The sequence below is a fragment of the Nocardia amikacinitolerans genome, assembly GCF_900215415.1.
In the GTDB taxonomy this organism is placed as follows: domain Bacteria; phylum Actinomycetota; class Actinomycetes; order Mycobacteriales; family Mycobacteriaceae; genus Nocardia; species Nocardia amikacinitolerans.
In genome coordinates this window covers 735,285-756,985 of record NZ_OBEG01000002.1, presented here as the reverse complement: position 1 = coordinate 756,985, position 21,701 = coordinate 735,285, and the positions used below count along the sequence as shown (strand labels likewise).

The 21,701-nt window shown below is 66.0% G+C and carries 25 protein-coding genes and 1 tRNA gene; 17 read left to right on the top strand and 9 right to left on the bottom strand.

The window, feature by feature from the left end; genetic code table 11:
* Nucleotides 1-38 precede the first annotated feature (38 nt).
* The 6 genes from CRP45_RS11795 (at nucleotide 39) to CRP45_RS11770 (ending at nucleotide 6,401) form a co-directional block, all read left to right on the top strand.
* Nucleotides 39-725 carry a response regulator transcription factor gene (locus CRP45_RS11795; protein WP_067784307.1) on the top strand — a complete coding sequence of 229 codons (687 nt, stop codon included), beginning with the start codon at nucleotides 39-41 and terminating at the stop codon, nucleotides 723-725.
* 11 nt (nucleotides 726-736) lie between these two features.
* On the top strand, nucleotides 737-2,203 hold the full coding sequence (locus CRP45_RS11790) for a HAMP domain-containing sensor histidine kinase (protein ID WP_067784309.1): 1,467 nt from the start codon (nucleotides 737-739) through the stop codon (nucleotides 2,201-2,203).
* A 72-nt stretch (nucleotides 2,204-2,275) separates the two neighbouring features.
* Nucleotides 2,276-3,655, top strand: coding sequence for a S1C family serine protease (locus tag CRP45_RS11785; RefSeq protein WP_179830850.1), 1,380 nt, complete (start codon nucleotides 2,276-2,278; stop codon nucleotides 3,653-3,655).
* Nucleotides 3,656-3,726: 71 nt separating this feature from the next.
* Nucleotides 3,727-4,221: a MogA/MoaB family molybdenum cofactor biosynthesis protein gene (locus tag CRP45_RS11780; protein ID WP_067784792.1), complete on the top strand. Its 495-nt coding sequence runs from the start codon at nucleotides 3,727-3,729 to the stop codon at nucleotides 4,219-4,221.
* A 696-nt stretch (nucleotides 4,222-4,917) separates the two neighbouring features.
* Nucleotides 4,918-5,592 (top strand): MspA family porin, encoded by a 675-nt coding sequence (locus CRP45_RS11775; protein WP_097245092.1) that lies wholly within the window; start codon nucleotides 4,918-4,920, stop codon nucleotides 5,590-5,592.
* A 137-nt stretch (nucleotides 5,593-5,729) separates the two neighbouring features.
* Nucleotides 5,730-6,401, top strand: coding sequence for an MspA family porin (locus CRP45_RS11770; RefSeq protein ID WP_097245091.1), 672 nt, complete (start codon nucleotides 5,730-5,732; stop codon nucleotides 6,399-6,401).
* A gap of 513 nt (nucleotides 6,402-6,914) precedes the next feature.
* On the opposite strand, the gene CRP45_RS33800 is transcribed toward CRP45_RS11770, so the two are convergent.
* The 4 genes from CRP45_RS33800 to CRP45_RS11750 form a co-directional block, all read right to left on the bottom strand.
* The gene (locus CRP45_RS33800; protein WP_179830849.1) at nucleotides 6,915-7,088 is read right to left on the bottom strand and encodes a hypothetical protein; all 174 of its coding nucleotides are present in this window, start codon (nucleotides 7,086-7,088) and stop codon (nucleotides 6,915-6,917) included.
* A gap of 139 nt (nucleotides 7,089-7,227) precedes the next feature.
* Nucleotides 7,228-7,896 carry an SAF domain-containing protein gene (locus CRP45_RS11760; RefSeq protein WP_097245089.1) on the bottom strand — a complete coding sequence of 223 codons (669 nt, stop codon included), beginning with the start codon at nucleotides 7,894-7,896 and terminating at the stop codon, nucleotides 7,228-7,230.
* Nucleotides 7,897-7,983: 87 nt separating this feature from the next.
* Nucleotides 7,984-8,277 (bottom strand): FmdB family zinc ribbon protein, encoded by a 294-nt coding sequence (locus CRP45_RS11755; protein WP_084482902.1) that lies wholly within the window; start codon nucleotides 8,275-8,277, stop codon nucleotides 7,984-7,986.
* Between the two features lie 68 nt (nucleotides 8,278-8,345).
* Nucleotides 8,346-8,951, bottom strand: coding sequence for a 5-formyltetrahydrofolate cyclo-ligase (locus CRP45_RS11750; protein WP_245910076.1), 606 nt, complete (start codon nucleotides 8,949-8,951; stop codon nucleotides 8,346-8,348).
* Nucleotides 8,952-9,030: 79 nt separating this feature from the next.
* Between CRP45_RS11750 and CRP45_RS11745 the strand changes: the two genes are divergently transcribed.
* The 5 genes from CRP45_RS11745 (at nucleotide 9,031) to CRP45_RS11725 (ending at nucleotide 13,708) form a co-directional block, all read left to right on the top strand.
* A complete protein-coding gene (locus CRP45_RS11745; RefSeq protein ID WP_067784322.1) occupies nucleotides 9,031-9,987 on the top strand; it encodes a UTP--glucose-1-phosphate uridylyltransferase in 957 nt (318 codons plus the stop codon).
* A 125-nt stretch (nucleotides 9,988-10,112) separates the two neighbouring features.
* The gene (glp, locus tag CRP45_RS11740) at nucleotides 10,113-11,369 is read left to right on the top strand and encodes a molybdotransferase-like divisome protein Glp (protein ID WP_067784325.1); all 1,257 of its coding nucleotides are present in this window, start codon (nucleotides 10,113-10,115) and stop codon (nucleotides 11,367-11,369) included.
* Between the two features lie 12 nt (nucleotides 11,370-11,381).
* The gene (locus CRP45_RS11735) at nucleotides 11,382-12,032 is read left to right on the top strand and encodes a GNAT family N-acetyltransferase (RefSeq protein ID WP_067784795.1); all 651 of its coding nucleotides are present in this window, start codon (nucleotides 11,382-11,384) and stop codon (nucleotides 12,030-12,032) included.
* A gap of 362 nt (nucleotides 12,033-12,394) precedes the next feature.
* Entirely contained in the window at nucleotides 12,395-13,552 is a 1,158-nt protein-coding gene (gene sepX / locus CRP45_RS11730; RefSeq protein ID WP_067784328.1) for a divisome protein SepX/GlpR, read from the top strand.
* A gap of 80 nt (nucleotides 13,553-13,632) precedes the next feature.
* Nucleotides 13,633-13,708, top strand: a tRNA-Ala gene (locus CRP45_RS11725).
* A gap of 596 nt (nucleotides 13,709-14,304) precedes the next feature.
* Here CRP45_RS11725 and CRP45_RS11720 read toward each other — a convergent pair.
* Complete coding sequence (locus CRP45_RS11720) at nucleotides 14,305-15,510, bottom strand: helix-turn-helix domain-containing protein (protein WP_143861415.1); 1,206 nt, start codon at nucleotides 15,508-15,510, stop codon at nucleotides 14,305-14,307.
* Nucleotides 15,511-15,724: 214 nt separating this feature from the next.
* Between CRP45_RS11720 and CRP45_RS11715 the strand changes: the two genes are divergently transcribed.
* The 6 genes from CRP45_RS11715 to CRP45_RS34565 all read left to right on the top strand — a co-directional run bounded on the left by CRP45_RS11715 (nucleotide 15,725) and on the right by CRP45_RS34565 (nucleotide 19,093).
* Nucleotides 15,725-16,261, top strand: coding sequence for a DNA-directed RNA polymerase subunit beta (locus tag CRP45_RS11715; RefSeq protein WP_143861414.1), 537 nt, complete (start codon nucleotides 15,725-15,727; stop codon nucleotides 16,259-16,261).
* A complete protein-coding gene (locus CRP45_RS33310; RefSeq protein WP_143861413.1) occupies nucleotides 16,258-16,476 on the top strand; it encodes a hypothetical protein in 219 nt (72 codons plus the stop codon). Before CRP45_RS11715 ends, CRP45_RS33310 begins: the two co-directional genes overlap by 4 nt.
* A 30-nt stretch (nucleotides 16,477-16,506) precedes the next feature.
* Entirely contained in the window at nucleotides 16,507-16,836 is a 330-nt protein-coding gene (locus CRP45_RS33305; RefSeq protein ID WP_143861412.1) for a hypothetical protein, read from the top strand.
* A 6-nt stretch (nucleotides 16,837-16,842) separates the two neighbouring features.
* Nucleotides 16,843-17,151 (top strand): hypothetical protein, encoded by a 309-nt coding sequence (locus tag CRP45_RS11710; RefSeq protein WP_097245085.1) that lies wholly within the window; start codon nucleotides 16,843-16,845, stop codon nucleotides 17,149-17,151.
* Between the two features lie 143 nt (nucleotides 17,152-17,294).
* The gene (locus tag CRP45_RS33300) at nucleotides 17,295-17,579 is read left to right on the top strand and encodes a hypothetical protein (RefSeq protein ID WP_143861411.1); all 285 of its coding nucleotides are present in this window, start codon (nucleotides 17,295-17,297) and stop codon (nucleotides 17,577-17,579) included.
* Between the two features lie 1,025 nt (nucleotides 17,580-18,604).
* Nucleotides 18,605-19,093, top strand: coding sequence for a helix-turn-helix domain-containing protein (locus CRP45_RS34565; RefSeq protein WP_245910131.1), 489 nt, complete (start codon nucleotides 18,605-18,607; stop codon nucleotides 19,091-19,093).
* Here CRP45_RS34565 and CRP45_RS33295 read toward each other — a convergent pair.
* From CRP45_RS33295 to CRP45_RS11685, 4 genes are read right to left on the bottom strand one after another with little or no spacing between them, the layout of a single operon-like run.
* Complete coding sequence (locus CRP45_RS33295; RefSeq protein WP_143861410.1) at nucleotides 19,017-19,376, bottom strand: MafI family immunity protein; 360 nt, start codon at nucleotides 19,374-19,376, stop codon at nucleotides 19,017-19,019. The genes CRP45_RS34565 and CRP45_RS33295 overlap by 77 nt on opposite strands.
* 16 nt (nucleotides 19,377-19,392) lie before the next feature.
* Entirely contained in the window at nucleotides 19,393-20,769 is a 1,377-nt protein-coding gene (locus CRP45_RS11695; RefSeq protein ID WP_143861409.1) for an EndoU domain-containing protein, read from the bottom strand.
* Between the two features lie 6 nt (nucleotides 20,770-20,775).
* On the bottom strand, nucleotides 20,776-21,069 hold the full coding sequence (locus tag CRP45_RS11690; RefSeq protein ID WP_097245082.1) for a WXG100 family type VII secretion target: 294 nt from the start codon (nucleotides 21,067-21,069) through the stop codon (nucleotides 20,776-20,778).
* 56 nt (nucleotides 21,070-21,125) lie between these two features.
* On the bottom strand, nucleotides 21,126-21,452 hold the full coding sequence (locus tag CRP45_RS11685) for a WXG100 family type VII secretion target (protein ID WP_097245081.1): 327 nt from the start codon (nucleotides 21,450-21,452) through the stop codon (nucleotides 21,126-21,128).
* Between the last annotated feature and the right edge of the window lie 249 nt (nucleotides 21,453-21,701).

Here is a 21,701-nt window from a genome sequence, read left to right as displayed (position 1 = left end):
CTCAGTCGACTCTCAGTCGGTGCGGTCAAACTGGTGGCATGCGCATTCTGGTAGTCGACGACGATCGCGCCGTCCGTGAATCGCTGCGCCGGTCGCTGACCTTCAACGGCTACTCGGTCGATCTCGCGGTGGATGGCGTGGACGCCTTGGAGAAAGCAACCGTCCAACGTCCTGACGCACTCGTGCTGGACGTGATGATGCCGAGATTGGACGGGCTCGAAGTTTGCCGACGGCTGCGCAGCACCGGAGACGATCTTCCGATTCTGGTTTTGACGGCCCGCGATTCGGTTTCCGAAAGGGTTGCCGGACTGGATGCCGGAGCCGACGATTATCTGCCGAAACCATTCGCGCTCGAGGAATTGCTGGCCCGGCTGCGCGCTCTGCTACGCCGCCGCGCGCCCGAACAGGGCGATACCTCCGAGGCGATGCTGTTCGCTGATCTGTCGCTGGACCCGGTGACCCGCGAGGTCTCCCGCGGCTCCCGCTCGATCAGCCTCACCCGCACCGAGTTCTCGCTGCTGGAAATGCTCATGGCCAACCCGCGCCGGGTGCTCACCCGCAGCCGCATCCTCGAAGAGGTGTGGGGCTACGACTTCCCGACCTCCGGCAACGCGCTCGAGGTCTACATCGGCTACCTGCGCCGCAAGACCGAGGCCGAGGGCGAGCCGCGGCTCATCCACACCGTGCGCGGCGTCGGCTACGTCCTGCGCGAAACACCACCCTAGGCCGCGCGACAATGGCACGAAGCGTTCCACGCCGTCCCGTCATCGCCACCCTTGGCCAGCCCGACTCGACCGAGATGCGGCCGCCGATGCCGCTGACCCGCTCGGTCTCGCTGCGCTGGCGGGTCACCCTGCTCGCCGCGTCGGTGGTGGCCATCGCGGTCGCCTTCACCTCCATCGCCGCCTACGCGATGGTGGCGCGCGCCCTCTACGCCGACGTCGATTCGCAGTTGCGGGCGCGCGCCTCGACGATGATCGACAACAACTTCGAGAGCTTGGGGTTTCAGTCGATCATCCTGGCGGGGTTGTTCTCCAACGACGTCGGTGTCGCGCTGATCTTCGCCGACCACAAGCCCTATATGCCGCCGCAGCAGACGATTCCGCCGGTGGGAGAGCAGGAGTTCGCCGTCGCCGACGGCAAGCTGAACTCCTCGCTGCGCACGGTGAGCAATCAGCGCGTGCTCGCGGTGCGCACGAACTCCGGTGCGACGCTGGTCATCTCACAGCGGCTGGAGCCGACCCGCGAGGTACTCGACCGGCTTGCCTGGCTGCTGTTCGTGGTCGGCGGCTGCGGCGTCGTGCTCGCCGCCGCGGCGGGTACCGCGGTGGGCCGCACGGGCCTCAGACCCATCGCCAGACTGACGGCCGCGACCGAGCGCGTCGCGCGCACCGACGACCTCACGCCCATCCCGGTCACCGGCGACGACGAATTGGCGCGGCTCACCGACAGTTTCAACACGATGCTGCGCGCGCTCGCCGAATCACGCGACCGCCAGCGGCGTCTGGTCGCCGACGCCGGGCACGAGCTGCGCACGCCGCTGACCTCGTTGCGCACCAACATGGAGCTGCTCATCGCGTCGAGCAGGCCGGGCGCGCCCGCCATCCCCGAGGAGGACATGGCCGAGTTGCGCCAGGACGTGATGGCCCAGATCGAGGAGCTGTCCACCCTCGTCGGCGACCTGGTCGACCTGGCACGCGAGGACGCGCCGGAGACCGTCTACGACCGGATCGATCTCGGCGAGGTGACCGAGCGGGCGCTGGAGCGCGCCAGGCGCCGCCGCGGCGCCATCGAGTTCGTCGCCGAGCTGCGGCCGTGGTTCGTCTACGGCCACGAGGCGGGGCTGGAGCGGGCCGTGCTCAACGTGCTGGACAACGCGGCCAAGTGGAGTCCGGCGGGCGCCCAGGTGCTTGTCACCATGCGCGAGGCAGGACGCGGTCTGCTGGAACTCGCGGTGGACGACGCGGGCCCCGGCATCCCCTCGGACGAACGGGAGCTGGTGTTCGAGCGGTTCTACCGGACCACCGCCTCCCGTTCGATGCCCGGCTCGGGACTCGGGCTCGCCATCGTCAAGCAGGTGGTGACCAAGCACGGCGGCACGATAACGATCGACACATCGGACCGCGGCGGCGCGCTGATCCGTATCGTGTTACCTGGTGAGGGTGACGGCCCCGCGTCAGCCCAGCAGATCTCGGAGAACTGAAAGCACGGTCTCAGTCGGCTCTAAGCCGTCGTCGGCACGCTGGTCGGCAGACGTGAGGAGAAGCGAGAAGCCATGACGGAGGATTTCCAGAACCGCAACGTGGAGCCGGGGAAGGCGGACGCCTCCGGTCCCCGGCCGACCGAGCAGTTCCCCGCGACGGGTCATACCGAGCACTCGGCATGGGCCGCGCCCGGCGCTGCACACCATCAGGCGCAGCAGCCCCCGATGCAGCACTATCCGACCCAGCCGTTCCCCGGCCCGGAATCGGGATTCGGCGCTCCCGGCTCGCCGCCGCCTCCGCACCCGGGCGCGGCCTTCGGCGCGCCACCGCCGAAGCGTCCGTTCCGCGCCGGTCTTGTGGCGGGCGCCGTGGCACTGGCGCTGGTCAGCGGTGGCATCGGCGGTGCGGTCGGCACACTGGCCACCCGATCCGACGACGGCAGGGCCCAGGTGACCAACGCGCTGGACGCGCCGAAGCCCAATGTCAGCAACGCGTCCAACGCGCCAGCGGGTTCGACCCAGGCGGTGGCGCAGAAGGTGCTGCCGAGCGTCGTGATGATCAAGGTGGCGAGCAACCGCGCGCAGGGCGAGGGCTCCGGCGTCGTGCTCTCCTCCGACGGCCTGATCCTGACCAACAATCACGTGGCCTCGGGCGGTGGCGCGGGCGCGAAGATGGAGGTCATGTTCTCCGACGGGAGCAGCGCGCCCGCCACGTTGGTCGGCGCCGACCCGGTCTCGGACCTGGCGGTGATCAAGGTGCAGGGCAAGAGCGGTCTGACGCCGATCGAACTGGGCACCTCGTCGAATCTCCAGGTCGGCCAGCCCGTGATCGCCATCGGCTCGCCACTCGGCCTGGCGGGCACCGTCACCACCGGCATCGTGTCCGCGCTGAACCGGCCGGTGTCGACCAGCGGCGAAGGCGGCCAGAACCCCAACGCCCCGCAGCCGGTGATCGACGCGATCCAGACCGACGCCGCCATCAACCCGGGCAACTCGGGCGGTGCGCTGGTGGACGCGAGCGGCAAGCTGATCGGCATCAACACCGCCATCGCCAGCCTCGGCGTCGGTGAGCTCGGCGGCCAGCAGAGCGGTTCGATCGGTCTAGGCTTCGCCATCCCGGTGGACCAGGCCCGCAGGGTCGCCGACGAACTGATCAAGAAGGGTCATGCCACCTACGCCCAGATCGGCATCAAGCTGCGCCCGCAGGACAGCGTCGCGCTGGTGCTGGAGGCGACCCCGGACGGCCCTGCCGCCAAGGCGGGCATCCCGGCCGGCGCAATCATCACCAAGCTCGACGATCGGCCCATCGATTCCGGCGAAGCGCTCATCGCCGCCGTCCGTTCGCACCAACCGGGAGACAAGGTGAAGGTCACCTATACCGACGAACAAGGCAACAGTCCCAAGACCGTCGAGGTCACCCTCACCGCCGCACCCGCGGACGGTGGCAGGTGAGGCGGCTCGGTGACGCGGAATTGTCCAGCGCCGCCGCCGGGTTGCTCGGCACAGGCGCTACGGTGAGCACCATGGAAATCGATGCTCCTGTGGCGGGGCGTGCACTGGTGGTGGTCGTCGACGATCGAACGGCGCATGGAGGTGTTGACTCGCTCGGGCCGCTGGTCACCGAGCTGCTCACCGAGGCGGGTTTCCTCGTGGACGCGTCCGTGTCGGTGCAGGCCGACGAGGTGGAGATCCGCAATGCGCTGAACACGGCCGTGATCGGCGGCGTCGACCTGGTCATCTCGGTCGGCGGCACCGGAATGTCGCCGCGCGACGTGACGCCGGAGGCGACCTCGCAGGTGCTGGACCGGGAACTGCCCGGTATCAGCGAGGCGCTGCGTTCCTCCGGCCGGGTCGCGGGCTCCCTGGACGCGGGCCTCTCGCGCGGTCTCGCCGGCATCTCGGGCAGCACCCTGGTCGTGAACCTGCCCGGCACCCGTTCCGCCATCCGCGACGGTATGGCAACCCTCTCGCCGCTCGCCAGCAAAGTGATCGGCGAACTGTCCGGATTGGCCGAATAATTCCGGCCGCCGACTCTTCCGACGTCCCTCGCCCCGCCGCACGCCGGGCGAGGGACGCCGCGCGTCTGGCGCGGATCTTCGGCGACACCCTGCCGGACACCACCCGCGACGAACGCGGTGACGACCCGGACGACCGCCGCTCCGGCGACGACTGGTTGCGCTCCCAGGTGCCCCCGCACCACGGTTGAGCTAATTCCTACTATTCAAGTACGTACTTTGGGGTGATATGGCTCCGTTATCTCCTCACCGTTTTCTTTAACGGACTGTGATCTGCGCCATCTATTACGGCCCTGTCTCGTAAACGGTCGATGGCCTCATTGCGACTCGAACGGGCCGGTTCCGCGAATGCGCGACATTCCCGCCTGCATTTATGCACGTCAAGCGATATTGGCATGTCCGCACCTGTGATCTACATCACTATCATCTTTACAATTCTTTGCGTTGCCAGGCAGTTACCGACCGTTTAATCTTCGCCACGAGCCACCCAAACGAAGGTCCCCACGGGTCCGGATACGGCACGTACGTTCGTCGATCCGGCGGAACCAGGCTCGGTTCCGTTGCCAGTGAGGGCGTTGCGCCGAAATAACAGCCGGTTACATATCGGCAACAAAGGGGCGACAAACTGAGCTGGGCCTGAGAGACCACTGTCCAGCCTCGATGGTCGAGGTTGACTGTTTGAACCTGATGAGGGGAAGTATGAGCGAGAACCGCACCAACGGTCTGCGTCGCGGTGCCCGCGTCGCGGGCGTCGGCGCCGCCGCGGCCGTTGCCATGGGCATGCTGTCGACCGGTGCTGCCAATGCCGACACCTTCGTGCCGTTGCCGGACGGTCAGAAGGTCGGTCATGGCGTGACGATCACCCGCACGGGTGAGCGCGCCCTGATTTCGCCGTCCCTTGCCGCCAACGGCGCCGGTCGCGTCGTCTGGGTCTCGGGCAACGCCACCGCCGATGTGACCGTCACCCCCGAGGGTGAGGTCGGCCCGAACAACGGCCCCGCGGGCGGCCCGGGTAGCAACAACTCCTCGACGCACGGCGCTTCCCAGCTGAGCACCGGCTACATCGTCGGTTGCCAGGTCAGCATCGCGGACGACGCCATCTCCGCGGGTGTGTCCGGTGGCGTGAACCTCGACGGCTTCAGCATGGGCGGCTCCATCGGCCTCAACCTCGGCCCTGGCGAAGTGAAGTTCGTGCAGATCGACTACAAGGACATCCTGAAGCCGGGTGTGTACTCGGTCGAGTACCAGGACGCCGAGATCGAGATCCAGGGCTGCGCGGGCTACGCCCAGGCGCGCGCCTACACCGTGGTCGAGATCATCGGTGACCACTACTCGAAGACCACCCTCTACGGAGCGCCGTTCAGCATCGGCTGACGTCTGTCGAGTCCCCAGCGGCGGGCGCGGGCAGGAAGCGGTCGCACGAAGTGACCGCGACGTGCCAGGGGCCGCCGTCGATCGAACACGAAAAATCTTCTCGCTCAAGCGATTCAACCCTCGAGGGGTACAACGAAATGTTCAACCGTAAGAACGTGGCGCGGATGGCCGGTGTCGGTGCCGCCGCCACCATTGCCATGGGCCTGTTCTCCACCGGCGCCGCCAACGCCGACACCTTCGTTCCGCTGCCGGGCGGCGAGATCGTCAAGCACCTGTCCGACGGCACCGTGGTGACCGTTCGTCTGGTCGGCGAGTCCGCCCTCATCAGCCCGTCCATGGGTTCCACCCCGGTGCACCGCAACGCGTGGGTCTCCGGTTCGGCTCAGGTCGAGCTGTCCGGCACCGGCGCGGAAGCCGGCGGCAAGATCTTCCCGGGCTACACCGTCGGCTGCCAGGTGAACATCGCGGGCGGCGGCGCCGAGGGCGGCGTCGAGGCCGGTAGCGACTGGCAGGGTGAGAGCCCGAGCATCGGCGCGAGCAGCGGCGGCAACCTGTCGCTCGGCCCGGGCCAGGCGACCTCGTTCTACATCCTCGACATCGAGGAGGCCGACGACTTCGGCAACGAGGCGCACAAGAAGCGCAACAAGTTCAAGGGCAGCAACGGCTCGGTCACCTGGGCCGACTCCACCATCGGCCTGTCGGGCTGCGGTGGCTACGCCCAGGCCCGCGCCTTCGTCAGCGTGGAGGTCGAGACCGACAACGTCGTCACCTGGGTGACGCTGTGGGGTCAGCCCTTCAGCCTCGGCTGACGCACACCGTCCGGGCACCGGCCACGCGCCGCTACCCGGCGGAATTCGTCCGGCTGCGCTCTATCGAGCCGCAGGACCGGAGACTCGAACGAACGGGCCCGTCGCTTCGGTGACGGGCCCGTTCTCGTGCCCGCTGCCTCGGCTCGGCGCATGACCAGACGTGGAACGCCGTGTGACGTACCGGTGAACGCCGGGTGTTTGCGCGCGTTAGGCTGGAACTGTCGTTCGGAGGGGACAAACCGGACGACCGACGGAAGCGGGCTTCCCGGGGTCCGCTCCAGGGCCCGCTTCCTGTTCGGTGCGGTATGCGTGTCCCTCATGCGGCCCTCGTTGTGCGGATCGAGGAGCCGCCCAGAATTCCGTTTCGCAATAGCTCTTCGATATCACCGGCGAAACTCTCCTTTGTCTGCGCGGCGGGCATTGCCGCCACGGAGTACGGCGCCATCGCGAAAGTCGTGCATTCCATCAGCGGGGACGACGAAATCGATCTGAACATATGTTGCCTGTCGGCAATCATGTAGGAACCGAGACCGACTTCATCGGTTCCGCTGAAAACGGCGAGCGCGGATTGGTGATTCCATTGGTGAACACGGTGATGCTCGCGACGAACGCGGTGCTGATTGCTGTCATAACAGCCAGGTAGGTGACGTTTCCGTGGTAAACGAAATCCTTCGACACCTCGAGCATTGCCGATCCCTCCTCTTCGGCGAAGCTGCGGGTCGCGCTCGGAGAAATCCGTGCGCCGGGCCTCGGGAGATGCCGATCGACCGAATCGGTTAATTCCCGGCGAACATATTCTGGTCACGAGTTGCGGCGAGCCGGGCGGTCAATGGAAGACCACCGTCAGCGCGGTGTGCAGCGAAGCGGCGGCGACCACCGCGGCATGTTCGGCATCCATCGCGACCAACACCACCCGGTCCGCCGCGCCCCGTCGTTCGCCGGGCTCGGAAACCAAGACCACGGCGGCATCGCCTGCCAGCGTCCTGGCCGGTCGCGCGCCGAGCCCCTGCTGCTCGTCGCCACCGATCACGTCGACACGGTCGCCCGGCCGCAGGATGTCCGCCACCGCCGTGTCCGCCAGCCGGATCGGGACTATGCGCGCGTCACGTGCGCCCGCCGCCACCTCTGCCAAGCGTGGACCGATCACCCGCAGATCGGTGAACACCTCACCGGCCCGCATCGCGCCTGTCGAGGTGGCGCCGAGCAGCGTCGCGGGATCGCGCACCGCGCCGACTGGGAGGGCGCCGGATTCGCGCGGCACTGTTTTCAGATCTCCCGATTCGAGCACCTTGCCGGGCGGTAGATCACGCCCGGCGACGACGACGTCCGTCCGCGTCGCGCTCGGATTACCACGGGCGAAGAGAACGACGGCCAGGAGCGTCAGTGCCGCCGCGAAGACGCGGCGGGCGAGCAGTCCATCGAGCCAGGGCGGCCGGTTCCACAGGGCGAAGCGCAGCGGGCTGCCGCGACCGAGATCGGCGAGTGCGCGAGTCATGGCCGGATCCTATGGCCAGGATCACACCGCGCCGGTCACCGAAAGGGCGACCTGTTGATCGGCGAGAGGCTGTGGATAACCGGGAAATCAGCTGGCGACGGCCGTGCTGGTGGTCGCGCTCGAGCTGCTCGACGAGCTCGACTCCGAACCCGACGAACTGGAGCCGCTGTCGGACTTCGCGGGCTCGCTCGCGGTGGACGCGCCGCCGCGGCTGTCGGTGCGGTAGAAACCACTGCCCTTGAACACGATGCCGACCGAGTTGAACAGCTTGCGCAGCTTCCCGGAGCAGTTTTCGCAGACCGTCAGTGCGTCGTCGGTGAAGGACTGCACGATGTCGAAGCGGTTGTCACACTGGGTGCACGCGTATGAATAAGTTGGCACAGGATCCTCCGCAGGGTTCGTCGACTAGCACTCTACAGGCGACAGTGCCAACGCCGCCAATCGGTCGTTCATTCCGCGACCCGATCGCCGCCGAGTTGCCGCAATCCGCCGTACGGCGTGAGGACCCAGCCCATCCGCAGGTCGTGCGGTTCTTCCGGCAGTCGGTCCACGAACTCGTCGTCGCGCACCACCGCGACCAACCGGGCGTCCGGCCGCGCGGCGCCGAGCGTGCGGTCGTAATGCCCCGCCCCGCGCCCGAGCCGGACACCGCGCCGGTCCACCGCGAGCGCGGGAATCAGGATCAGCTCCGCAAGCGCGACGGCCTCGACGCCGAGCGCGGGTCCGCTCGGCTCGCGCAGCCCGTACCTGGCCCGGCGCAGGTCGGCGGGACCCGTGTACTCGGCCCAGTTCAACGCTTCCGCATCGCCGGTGAGCGGCAGAAGGACGCGCGCCCCGGTCTCCCGAAGCGCTTCCAGTTGGGCCATCGACCCCGGCTCGTCGCGCACCGGCACGTACGCGCACACCCATTCCGAGACCAGCGGTGTCTCGAACTTGCCGATCGCTTCGGCAAGCGCCAGCGCCTCGCGCTCGCGCTCGGCCACGGGCACCGCAGCCCGCCGGGCGAGAATTTCGCCACGCCATGCATGTTTGTCACGCTCGCCGGGCATCTCCATGGGGATCACCATAAGCTCACCGGGTGCCAGGTCGCCGCGACGGCGGTCGGGCGGTGTGATGGATGGATAGGGTATGCGTATGACAGCACAGGCAGGACAGTCCGCGGATGGTGCGCCGACGTCGTGTTTCCGCACGGCAGTCGTGCCAGCGGCCGGGCTCGGGACCCGCTTCCTGCCCGCGACCAAGACGGTGCCCAAAGAGTTGCTGCCGGTGGTGGACACTCCTGGTATCGAACTGGTCGCGAGCGAGGCCGCCGACTCCGGCGCTAACCGTCTCGTGATCGTGACCTCGCCGGGCAAGGACGGCGTCGTCGCCCACTTCGTCGAGGACCTGGTGCTGGAGAGCACCCTCGCCGAGCGCGGCAAGTTCCAGTTGCTGGAGAAGGTGCGCAAGGCGCCCGCCCTGCTGGACGTCACCTCGGTGGTGCAGGAGGAGCCCCTCGGCCTCGGTCACGCGGTGGCGCAGGCCGAGCAGGCGCTCGACGACGACGAGGACGCGATCGCGGTCCTGCTTCCTGACGACCTGGTGCTGCCGTGCGGTGTGCTCGACGTGATGAGCCGCGTCCGCCGCAAGCGCGGCGGCAGCGTGCTGTGCGCCATCGATGTGCCGAAGGACCAGGTCAGCGCCTACGGCGTCTTCGACGTCGCGCCGGTGCCCGACGCGACAAACCCGAACGTGTTGCGGGTCAACGGAATGGTGGAGAAGCCCGCGCTTGCCGACGCGCCGTCGACCTTCGCGGCCGCGGGCCGATACCTGTTGGACCGGGCCATCTTCGACGCACTGCGGCGTATCGAGCCGGGCGCCGGTGGTGAGCTGCAACTCACCGACGCCATCGCGCTGCTGATCGACGAGGGACACCCGGTTCACGTCGTCGTGCACCGTGGGTCGCGCCACGATTTGGGCAACCCGGGCGGTTATCTTCGTGCTGCGGTCGATTTCGCTTTGGAACGAGAGGAATACGGCCCTGCCCTGCGGGAGTGGCTGCAGCACCGGCTCGGTCCGGACTGGGATCCGCAGCTGACGACGGACGACTGAGCGAAAGCTCGGCTTTCGTCGGCAGTGGACCGTCGGGTACGAATGATGGTTCACCGAACGCGGTTGCGTCCGAAGCGCGTGCGGCGGAATCGGTTCGATGTGCGGAGTAGATCAGGAAGGGCTGGATGCGCTCGGTTGAGGATCAGCAGATCAAGGTGACCGCGGCGGCGGTCGCGCCCCGGCCGGTCCGGGTCGCGATCTCCGAGGCCCAGGGCCTGCTGTGCGCCGAGGACGTGGTCACCGAGCGTCCGTTGCCCGGTTTCGACCAGGCGGCCATCGACGGTTACGCGGTGCGCAGCGTCGACGTGGCCGCCGCCGGATCCGACATCCGCAACGAGGACGGCGAACTGGTCGATCTGACGTTGCCGGTGGTCGGCGAGGTGGTCGCTGGTTCCCGGCAGCCGATCCGGTTGCAGCCGCGCCAGACGGTGCGGGTCGACACCGGCGCTCCGCTGCCGACGCTCGCCGACGCCGTGCTGCCGCTGGACTTCACCGACGGCGGCAGGGCCAGGATCAAGGTCTACGAGCCGGTCCGCTCCGGTGATTACGTGCGGCGCATCGGCGACGACGTGCAGCCGGGCGATGTCGCGGTGCGCGCGGGCACCATCATCGGTCCCGCGCAGGTGGGTCTGCTCGCCGCGGTGGGCCAGGACAAGGTGCTCGTGCATCCGCGGCCGCGGCTGTCGGTGATCTCGGTCGGCGGCGAGCTGATCGATATCGATCGCACGCCGGGCCCCGGCCAGGTCTACGACGTCAACTCCTATGCGCTGGCCGCGGCCGCCAGGGACGCGGGCGCGGACGTGAATCGCGTCGGCATCGTCAGCGCGGACCCGCGGCGGCTGCGCGACGTCGTCGAGGGGCAGCTGGTGCGTTCGGAGGTCGTCGTCATCGCGGGCGCGGTGGGCGGCTGGGCCTCCGAGCAGGTGCGCGAGGCGTTGGAGGGGCTCGGCGAACTCGAAATCGCCCGTGTCGCCATGCATCCCGGTTCGGTGCAGGGTTTCGGCAGGCTGGGGCGCGACGAGGTGCCGACCTTCCTGCTGCCGTCGAATCCCGTTGGCGCGCTTGTGGTTTTCGAGGTGATGGTGCGTCCGTTGATCCGGATCGCGCTCGGCCGCAGGCATCCCATGCGCCGCATCATCCGGGCCAGAACCATCACACCCATCAGTTCGATGGTCGGGCGCAAAGGTTTTCTGCGCGCTCAGCTCATGCGCGACGAATCCACCGGCGACTACCTGGTGCAGCCGCTCGGCGGCGGCGCCGGTTCCTCACATCTGCTGGCCACCATGGCCGAGGCGAACAGCCTGATCATCGTCGACCCGGAGGACACCGAGGTCAGGACCGGTGACGAGGTGCAAGTCGCGTTCCTCTCGCAGCGCGGCTGAAGCGTGGAGTCGATGAACGTCTTCCGGGTCACCCAGCATCCGGGGTGGCCCGCGCGTCTCGGTCCGGTGCGCGTCGCCGCGGGACAGGTCACGCTGCGGCCGGTGCGGTTGCGCGACGCGGCGGCGTGGAGCCGAATCAGGTTGCGCGACCGCGAGCATCTGGAGCCGTGGGAGCCGACCGGCCGGGGCGCTTGGGAGGCGCGCAACCACGCGTCGAACTGGCCCTCGCTGTGGTCGAGCCTGAAGGCCGAGGCAAGACGCGGCGCGATGATCCCGCTCGTGATCGAGGTCGACGGCGCTTTCAGCGGCCAGTTGACCGTCGGCAACATCGTGCGCGGGGCGCTGCGTTCGGCGTGGATCGGCTACTGGGTGGCCAAGGATCTCAGCGGACATGGCGTGGCGACCGCCGCGCTCGCGCTCGGACTCGACCACTGCTTCGGGCCGGTCGGCCTGCACCGAGTCGAGGCGACCGTGCGCCCGGAAAACCTTGCCAGCCAGGCGGTTCTGCGCAATGTGGGCTTCCGTGAGGAAGGCCTGCTTCGCCGCTATCTCGACGTGGACGGCGCCTGGCGCGACCATCTGCTCGTCGGCCTGACGGTGGAGGAAGTCACCGGAACCGTGCTGGATCGGCTGGTGCGAGAGGGGCGAGTCATCCTGCCCTGAGGACCGCGATTCGTTGCGAGACGTTTGCCATCGGGCAGTCCAAGGGAAATCCAGTCGATCGATATGAGACGGGCGGGACGATACCGGCGTGACACGTCAACTCCCGCGAGGCACGCGGGCGGATGGGCAATCTTGTGACAGATGTGGCGGATGTGCACGGCGCGCCTGCCGTAATCGCGAGGCGGGCCGAATTAACCTACGGACGTCGGGGCTGCGTCTTGCGGCACCGGCAGGGAGCCTGAGCGGCGTCTTCGGACCGAGGGCCGCGTCCGAGCGCGTGAGCGGTAGCGAACGCACGGCGCGGTACGTCATCCGGGCGCGGGCCGAACGGACGAACAGGTGGGGACGGAGGTGATGACCTGATGCCGAACTCGATTCTGTGGATCGGGCTCGTCGTGCTCTGGGTCTTCGTCCTGTTCCCGATCTTGGCCGACCGGCACCCCAGGATCCGGCAGACCACCGACGCGGCACTGGCGACCCGTGTATTGCACCGCGGCGGCTCCAAGCGGCGCATGAAGAAGGGGCCGGCGGCCGGGCACGACAGCGACCCGGACTATCGGCCGACCCGAGTGCAGAGAAAGCGTTTCCACAGCGATGATGCGGAGGACCGGATGAGCGCACCGGCCGACGAGCAAGTCACCGAAGTCGACGAGGACAACGAAGCGCGGGACGACATCCCGGCGCTCGAGGCGGGCCCCGCGGCGTCCGCCGTCCATTCCGGCAACGCCGATGACGAACCCGCCGAGGCGGATTCGGGCGACACGGACGACGATGCCGTGACGAGCGAGGCCGACCGTGCGGCGGATCCCGAGTCGGATCTCGACTCGGATCTCGATTCGGACGAGAACGACACCGAGACGGCCCGAACGCCTGCGGACGCGGACGCCGCGGCCGATGATGACGACGTGGCCGATGACGACGAAGAGGCCGCGGCGTACTACGAACCGACCACGGCGCGTATCCCGCCCGCCCGCTCCGGCGCACCCGCGCGCGTCCCGGACCCCGACTACCAAACCGACTCGGACGAACCGGAATTCGTCCCGACCCGGCGCGGCCGTGGCGGCTTCGACCCGGAAGCCGACGCGATGGCCCGCGCCGCCCGCTACACCTTCCGGCAGCGCGCCGTCCTCGGCCTGCTGCTGACCGGCATCCTCTGCGGTGCGCTGGCGATCGTCGTCAGCCCGCTGCTGTGGTGGGCCTGCGGACTGTCCGCTCTCGTTCTCGGCACCTACCTGGCGTACCTGCGCAGGCAGGTCCGCATGGAAGAGGAGATCCGCCGCCGCCGCGCCGCCCGCCTCCGCGGCCGCGACGCCGACGAGGACCAGCACCGCGCCGACGACACCGAGACCCGCCGCGGCATGGACCGCGAGACCGCCCGCGCCCTGCGCCGCCGCTCCGTCCTTCTCGACGCCGTCGACGAAGACCCGATGTTCGAACACCTCGACACCTTCGACCCCGCCACCGCCCGCGCCCTCCGCGGCCGCACCAGCGGCGACATGCGCCGGGCAGTAGGCGAATAACCGCAGCTCAGGCAGGCGATTCGGTATCTCGCCGCATCGCCTGCTACAGTGGCACAGCGCGGTTCCCCCGGGAACCGCACGGGGCTATAGCGCAGTTGGTAGCGCGTCTCGTTCGCATCGAGAAGGTCAGGGGTTCGATTCCCCTTAGCTCCACCAACGAAGGCGAGTGCTCGCGCAGAGCGCTCGCCTTTTTGGTTGGTTCCGCGTGTTTTGTGGGGGCGGAGCCCCCACACCCCCACCCGGCGGGGCTTCGCCCCCCGGACCCCCCTCCCAGGTAAACCTGTCCGGGAAGGTTTGCGTTCGCTTGTTGGGCGGAGACTGCCTACGGCTGCCGCCTGTGCAGCGCCTGCTGGTCGGCGATCGCCGTCTGGCCCTCTTCGTCGGCGGGCGTCGTTTGGACACCTTCCTCCAGCTGCATGCGCTGCTGCAGGGTTGCCCTTGCTTGCCGGACTGAATGACAGGCCTCCGTCTACCGCCGCGGGTATGGCTCCCGCCACCGAGTGCGCTCCCCGGCCCCACGGCCCGCCCGGCAGGTGTCCGTCCCCCTGGACGGCCTCACCGGTGCGTCTGCTCCAAAGCTCGCCGAAACACGACGCGCTAGGGCGGCCGCCCCTTGGCCCAGGATCGCTAGTTTCGCCTACCCGATACCTCGCTTTGCCTCCTGGACCTATCCCAGGTGCTCGGTGGGGGTTCATCGCCGATTCCGCGCGCGCCACGCACTCGTCGCCATTCGTGGCCGGCTTTGTCTGGGTTCAAGCCGAGTGCGCGTATGCCTTCAGCGTTTCCCTGGTCTCGGTTGCTACTCGGGAGTCCGGAAAGTGCTTGGCAAGTAGCGCTTCCAGTTGCTTCAAACGCTTTCTGACCCAAGAGAAGTGGGCGGAGATCGGTGTCTCCAAGACCGGGGATACGGCGGAGATACTTCCGTCCAGATCGCCCAGCCGCGCACTTGCCGACGCGAGATAGATCTGACTCAGCATCTCGTCGCCCGGCGAGCGTTGCACCTGCCAAGCTGCGATGGCATCGTTCGACGCCTGCACCGACTTCCTCAGAATCTTCGCCTCATCGGACCACATCAACGAAAATCCGTGGTAATAGATCTGTTTCGCTGGGCTGAAGCTGAAGAGTCCCGGCACTTCATCCGGGCCGCACGCATCACGCGCCCGGTCGGCTTGACCTAGCAGTTCCAGAGCGCTACCCGAATCACCCAGATTGGCAACCGAGGCCGCCAGTCCACATAGCAAGCGGGGTTCGGCGGTCCCGGTCGAGCGGCCGACGTAACGCAGCCCATCGGTTGCGGCGTCCCGAGCCAGCTCGAAGTCCTTTGTGAATCGGAACGCGAGCGCCTGGGTCCCCCGTGCCCAAGCTCTCAGCTGATCATGGTCAGCACGGTCTCCGAGTTCGAACGCGGCCTCAGCGTGCACGCGCGCCGTGTCGGCCTGACCGAGATCCAACGTCAGATAGGCCAATACACCGCATACCCGACCAAGACCCACGTAGAGATCGCGAATTTCCTCGGGACGGTACGCACCTGCTCGGATCCGACGTGTCAGTTCAGACCGTAGATCCAGCGCATACGACAGAGTCTCCTCGTACGGCTCGAACCGTGCCCCTTTGGCGACGTGCACGATCTGATCGTTGATCTCGTCTAGCGCAACGCCATCCGAGGCGACCAACAGAGCCTGCGAGTCCCGGCGCGCCTGGTCGAGCATCCGCATCGTGTCTGCCGCACGCGCGTACTCGCGTTGGTCTGCGTCCCATGCCGCGACCAATACCCCGCTACCGTTCAAAGCTAGGTCGGTCCGTTCGGCCCAGCCTCTATCTCGGGGCCAGCGTCGTCCAGCCTCGATATTGCACAACCAGGAGTAGTCGCAGTACAGAAGCACGGCGAGTTCGCGCAGGCTGAGCCGCTGCCGCAGCCGCAACTGCTTCAGTGTTCGTCCAGTGCGCTGAGGATTCATCCCTGGCAATCGTGCCACCGTCGAGCCCACTCGGCCTACGCCCCCTGTTTTCAGTGTCGCTCGTGTGATCTGGAAAACAGCGTAGTTGTTCCGAATCTTCCCCGGGCCCAGAAAGCTTGTGGTCAGCCCCGCCGTCGGGTTGATGCGGTGCCCCTCATCGGTCCCCGGCGGCGGGTGCTCTTCAAGCGTTCAGCGAACAGGGAGGGTGTTCTCAATGGGACTGTCCGATGACGTGGGTTTGCACGACCCAGCCCCACCACCGACTGCACCGAACACCGTAGCCACGTCCTCGGCCGGAACCGACAACCCGCGATCCCGCGTGGCCTACTACCGCGCAGTCTGCAATCTGCCCGCCGTTCTCGACCCCGATACCGGCCGAATCAGTTTCACCGCGGGCATGGTGTGGGCCATCGCGATGCCCTCGGACCTTGGACAGTCGGTCAAGATCCACTTGGAGGGTAAGAAGCAGGGCGGCGGGCCGATCGTGACCCATCCCCGATCCCACACCTGGGTCTTCCTCGTGCGCTCCGACATCCCCGCAACGATGGTCGCGGCCGAGGCAGCGCTGTTCCGCCACCGCCGAATCATGGTGCTGGGAAACGGCGATCAGGTGGCGTTGCCGTCGCCGACCGATCAGGGCTCGGAGTATCGCGGATGGATCACCGCCGCGCACTCGGTATTCCGACCTTCCGGCCGCGCGGTGCTGTATGCGGTGCACGCCTGCATAGCCCCGACACACCAGCCTCGATGAGCAGCGCCGCCGCGTCGCCGCTGCCCGGTGAACCGGATGTGCACTTATCGGTATTCCTGCACGGAGTACGCATGGACTTCGCCGCCTGCCTGACCGCTGCGTTGGTGTTCGTCGCCGAGCACCGAGACCGGCACTACCTCGACGCGGTCACCGTCGACACCAACGCGGCCGGGCACCCCCGCCTTCCCAATGAGCGGCTCTACCTCGAGCCCTGATCGACTCAACTACGTCGTTGGAGTTCTATTATGCCCCAACCACTTTCGCCCTCGCGTTTGCGCTGGCACCGCGACGACTTCAGCCGCGCCCAAGTCGCCGCACTCGCTGCATTGCACCAGGCAGGTCGAGCCTGCTCGGCACGGGATCTGGCAGGCGATTGCCGTATCGGCCCGATCACCCTGACCCTCCAATGGCTGATCACCAGGGGTTATGTCCGCTCCGAAGTCGCCCACACTCCGGGCGTTGAGCGGCCCCAACCGCTCAACGAGCTGACCGACGAGGGCCGTGAGATCCGCCAGCGCCTCACCACCCACACACCCGCGGCCCGTCCGCTGCAAGGCCCCGAACCGAGGAAGTGACAGCGCTTGCCCATCAACGCCATCGGCCTGCTCAACCGCAGCGTCAGCGACTCCTGGTTACGAGACGAGCGAGTGATCATCGACCTCAGCCACGCGCGGGGGTATCGGCTGGCGCACACGGTGACCATCGACGCCGACACCTACATGCCAACCACGTTGATCGTGTGGACCGCACACCAGCACACCGCGACCGTCGTCGTCGCTCCCAGTGTCGAGCACTTCCCCAGTGCCAGCATCCAAAACGCGGTCGCTCTGGCCTGTGTCCTGGTGACACCCGCACGCACCATTCCCCCGCTGGAAGCCCACACACCATGAAACTCGCCTACGACAGTGCCAAGGGCCGGGGTGGTCGGCTCGTGTTGCGCCGCGTCGCAGGGTTGCCGCCCCTACCCTGTGTACGGCGCTTCGTGGAGCCTGGAGTTTGCGGCGCTGGCATGTTCGGACGGAGAGGGGTGGTCATGGCCGAGGTGTCCGGCGAGTTCGACGAGGAGGAGTTCCAGCAGTTCGTCAAGGATCAGCGGGACCCGCGTTGGGTGGCGTGGCTGGACAGCGTCGATGACCAGTTGGATCGCTTCCTGAGTCAGACACTCCCCCTCTCTTCCGGCGCCCCTTCTGGCGATCTGCATTCGGCGGCGGCCTTGTATTTCGCCGAAGAGGCTGCTAGAGCAATTCCCGGACCGCGAGGCGGTACGCGCGCCGGAGAATCGCGCGGTGGCCGAACGCTTCGAAGTGTTCCTAGGTGAGGTGTTCCGCCGCAGCTTCGACGGGGCCTGGACCAACCTCCCTTATCACGACGAGACGGGTATGGGCTTCTGCCCGGTTGTTCGGTTCCCGTTCACCAACCTCGACATACACGTGCGGGCTTTCCTCGAAGCTGCGGCAGAGGAGCGCACGGGGGCCGAGTGGCTATCGGTGTGGGCGCGCGCGGACAAAATACGAGCCGCATATAGCAGGCCCTGGCGCCCTCGGGCTGACTCCGGAAGTCACCCACGTGCTCAACCTCAGCGGCCCCCCAACCAATGCCCGACCGCGACCGCACTAACCATCACACCTGCCGACCGCGCTCGACGCGAGCGCAACGAACGCGAAGCCCGCGAACGCGACGAACGCGCACGCCACGAACGCATACACGGCCGCAACCCCGGCGCACCTGACCTCTAGGCCAAGCGACTGAGCGACGACCAACCGCGCCGGATTCGGCCACCACCTCACTGGTTCCCTGGGTCCCAGGGCTGGGCCGTTCCGGCGCGTCGCGACAGGCATGGCAACCAATGGTCTGATTCGCGGAATGTGTTGTGCCGCAGGCTTGAAGGCTCTGTTGGGAGCGAGTGAGAGAAGTTGGGAACCCCCGGGAATCAGTAGGAAAAAGAAGGAAGAGATAACCGGTAACCCAACAGATCAGAACTTGCCGAATTTCTCTCTACAGAGTCAAGAGCGGCGCGCTACGCGCGCCGCCCAGGGTCGCCCCTCCCTCCGCTCCGCTTCGGTCGGCGCACCCTAGCCCAGCACCAGGAGGAGGGCCATGCGCCTATCCAACGGGATGCAGTTAGGCCGTCTAGTGCCTTGTCCGGGAAGGTTGATGCGGTAATCGCCGGGGTGGCGGGTTGAACCGGAGGCCTTGACCGGCGATGCTGCCGGTGGAGGTGATGCCGGTGGCTCGCAAGCCGGATGTGTTCGGCAGAGCGGTGACTCCGGAGGAGGGTCGCAAGCTGGCCCAGATCGCCCGGCGTAGCAAGGTGCCGGTGCGGAGCGGCGGGCGGTGGTGGTGATGGCCTCGGCCCAGCATCAACCGGTCGGGGCGATCGCGAAGTTGATGCAGGTCTCGGAAGCTTATGTGCGGCAAGTGATTCACGACTTCAACGCGCATGGATTCGAGGCGCTGGACCCAAAATGGAGCGGGGGCAGGCCGACGAAGACCACGTGGTCGGCGAGGCTGTGCATCCGCACCGTGGACTCGGCCCATCTCATCCGAAGGTCATTGACCAGCTTGTCGTCGCCGTCAAGCCGGTGCAGCGCCTCGGTGAGCTCCTGGCCGTGGGTGTCCATTGTCTCGTCGAGCTTGCGCTTCATCGCTTCCCAGGTCTCGTGCAGTTGCTTGGCCTTGTCCGCGTCCATGACCTCATCCTGCCCGGTCGCGCCCACCTGCTCACCCTCGAATCAGCGGCTTTCGCCATCCAGCTCTATTCGTGGCCCACATTCAACTCCGCAAGCACCCGCTCATAACTCTCTATATAAAACATGGAGGAATTTTCTTTAGGGTTTCCAAACAATGGCAGGAGATCAGCTAAGGCATCACGCTCGGCCGCGCTGACCAAAATTTGATCTTTCACCAGAGTGGCGCAAAGGTTATCGATCAACAACGTCCACTCGCCGACCTCACTGAAAGTCCGGTACTGAGCTAGCGCTTCGGGCCGAAGGCGGTCCGAGAACCGTTCTAGAAGTTCCCGGGAATCGTTGTTCAGCTTGGCTAATTTAGCCTTCTGCTCCGGAGTGAACTGTCGCCTTTTGCGTCGAGTGCTGGGCCTATCATCAGAATCCATCAGTGTCACCTAAGTTCTATTTGATCGGGTTGCCATTTGCGTCGTTCTTATACACGCCCGGACCACTGACCGGATAGCCCGTGATGATGTTGCCCGACGTGTCGACGACGACCTCTATGACAACACCATCCCGCGTACCAGTGACCAACCAAGTTCCGTGCTTCTGAAGAACAGGAACCTGATCGGGATTCTTAGCAACATCTTGAATGCTATTGATAATGTGGTCGTCCGTCCAAGTCTTATTGTCCGGGAATTCGGTCTTACCTGGTATGCCTGTCCCAGGCGCATGCCCTCCGCTGTTAACGTCGTCGCTCCCGTCTCCGTCGAGGATATGAATCTTCCTGAGCTCGGTGATAGAGATACTGCTCGGAACAGGCCCCGTAACCTTACTCCATTGGGAGCCAAGGCCGTTGGTCGGGTTCGCTGCGCTGGTCTTCCTCTTGAGCTCTTTGATACGTTGAAGATTGGTACGTGCAGGTCCGAGGTCTCGGGTCTTCTTGACGCCCGACGCAATACCCTTCGTATTGGTCCATTCGATGACGATCCCGCCGATACCTTCAGCCAGCTTCTTGGCCCTGTCACCGGTCAATGCTGCAGCAGCGTCCGGTCTGCCTAGCAAAGTCAGCCCGACGGCTCCCACTTCACATACGATCGTTACGCCGGCATCCTTCGCGGCATCTTCTAGCGCCTTGGTGATCCTATCCCGAAGGTCTATCAATGCGGCACGGTGGTCACCGCACGAACTGGCGAGTTCACCGCACGCATGTTGCAAATCAACGGCAGCGTTGTGGAGTTGCTTCAAGTCCTCCAGAACTGCGGTGATATCGTCGGACTTCTGGCCGTCGAACGTGCCGGGTAACTTTTGCAGCTTGGCGATATTGGTAACGATCACCTCGTCGGTGGCCATCGTTTCCCATATTCTGCGTGCCAGGTCGAGCCGATCGGTATTGCCATCTGGGACCGAAACCCCGAGCTGTTCAATCAACCCGATTGCAAGTTTGTCGACCAATCCTTGCCCAGGACCACCCGCTGAAGGGGGTGAAGTCTTCGCGACACCTTTGAGTAACGGGAGCGCTTTCGGAGGGTCATCGTTATTTGGGTTGTTGTCGGCCAGGGCGTGAACATAACCCAGGTTGGTGACAATGTCACTGTAATTCGCCAACGCGGTAACTAAATCAGCAGCGAGGTTGGTTAATTCACTGGCCCGGTCATCGTATGATCGAGACCAGTCTTTGGCCGCAGCGAAGCTGCCACCCATCGTCTCGCATTCGATCAGGCCTCCCATCGCAAGGGTGAAAAAAGCATCAAACGCGCCTGCGGCATTAATGCAATCAGTGCCAGCGTCGTAAAACGTTTTCGGAGTAACTACAACTTCTTTATCGCTCGGTGCCACGAATTTTTACCGTAACCCCAACGTCCGCAAGTTCTTTTCCACCGCATCGATATAGCTTGTACGCGCATCCGCGGAGGCATCACGCATTGCCGCAATCCCCTCAGCGACCTTACCGGCAGCGGTCATCCACTGGGTAAACGCTTCGCTCTGCGCGGTAGCGGCTTCCCCCGACCATGTCTGATGCAGCGCGGCCATGCGCTGCTGCAGACCCTGTAACGATTCGGTAAGGAATCCCGAGAATCCCTGCATCCGGGCCGTAATCTGTTCCAGCTCATCAAGATTAACCCTATAGCCGTCCATCGGCTTGCCCCCTCGATAATTCACGAATCACGCGTAGCGTCACCATGTTCCGGCGATCAGGGAAGATCCAACGAACTGGTCCGCAGCGCGTTATTCGAATCAGTTTCGACATAGGCAGCGCTGGTCACACCCAACGTTTTCGCCATCGTCGCCAGTGACGCAAGCACTTTCAGTGCCCCCTGCTTAGTCTCATCCCACCCCTCGCGATACGACTGCGCCCGCCCGCCCTGCCATGACTCCAATAGCCGATCCACGTCCGCATCCACCGAATGCAAACCGCTCACCAACGTCTCTGACACTGCTTGAACGAACTTCCCCGCGTCGGAAACCTCGGTCGGGACTACCCAGAGCTCTGGACCGCCGTCACCGGCCGTCGTGGACATGGACGAACCCCCTATCGTGGATAGCGACTCAACGGACAATATATGACCGCCGTTGACCTCGACCAATCATGCTAGCGCCTTGCGATCCTCCAGGATGGCGAAAGGTGTTCTGACCTACGGTAATTCGACTCTTAAGTGTTGAGTTCTCAAGGTTCTGAAGCACCTACGGAACCGGAGTCTCAGCTGCGGGCCGGATCTCCGCGCCCGTGTGAACTCGCCTATCCTCGCCGCTGCGAGGTTCGGCACGGA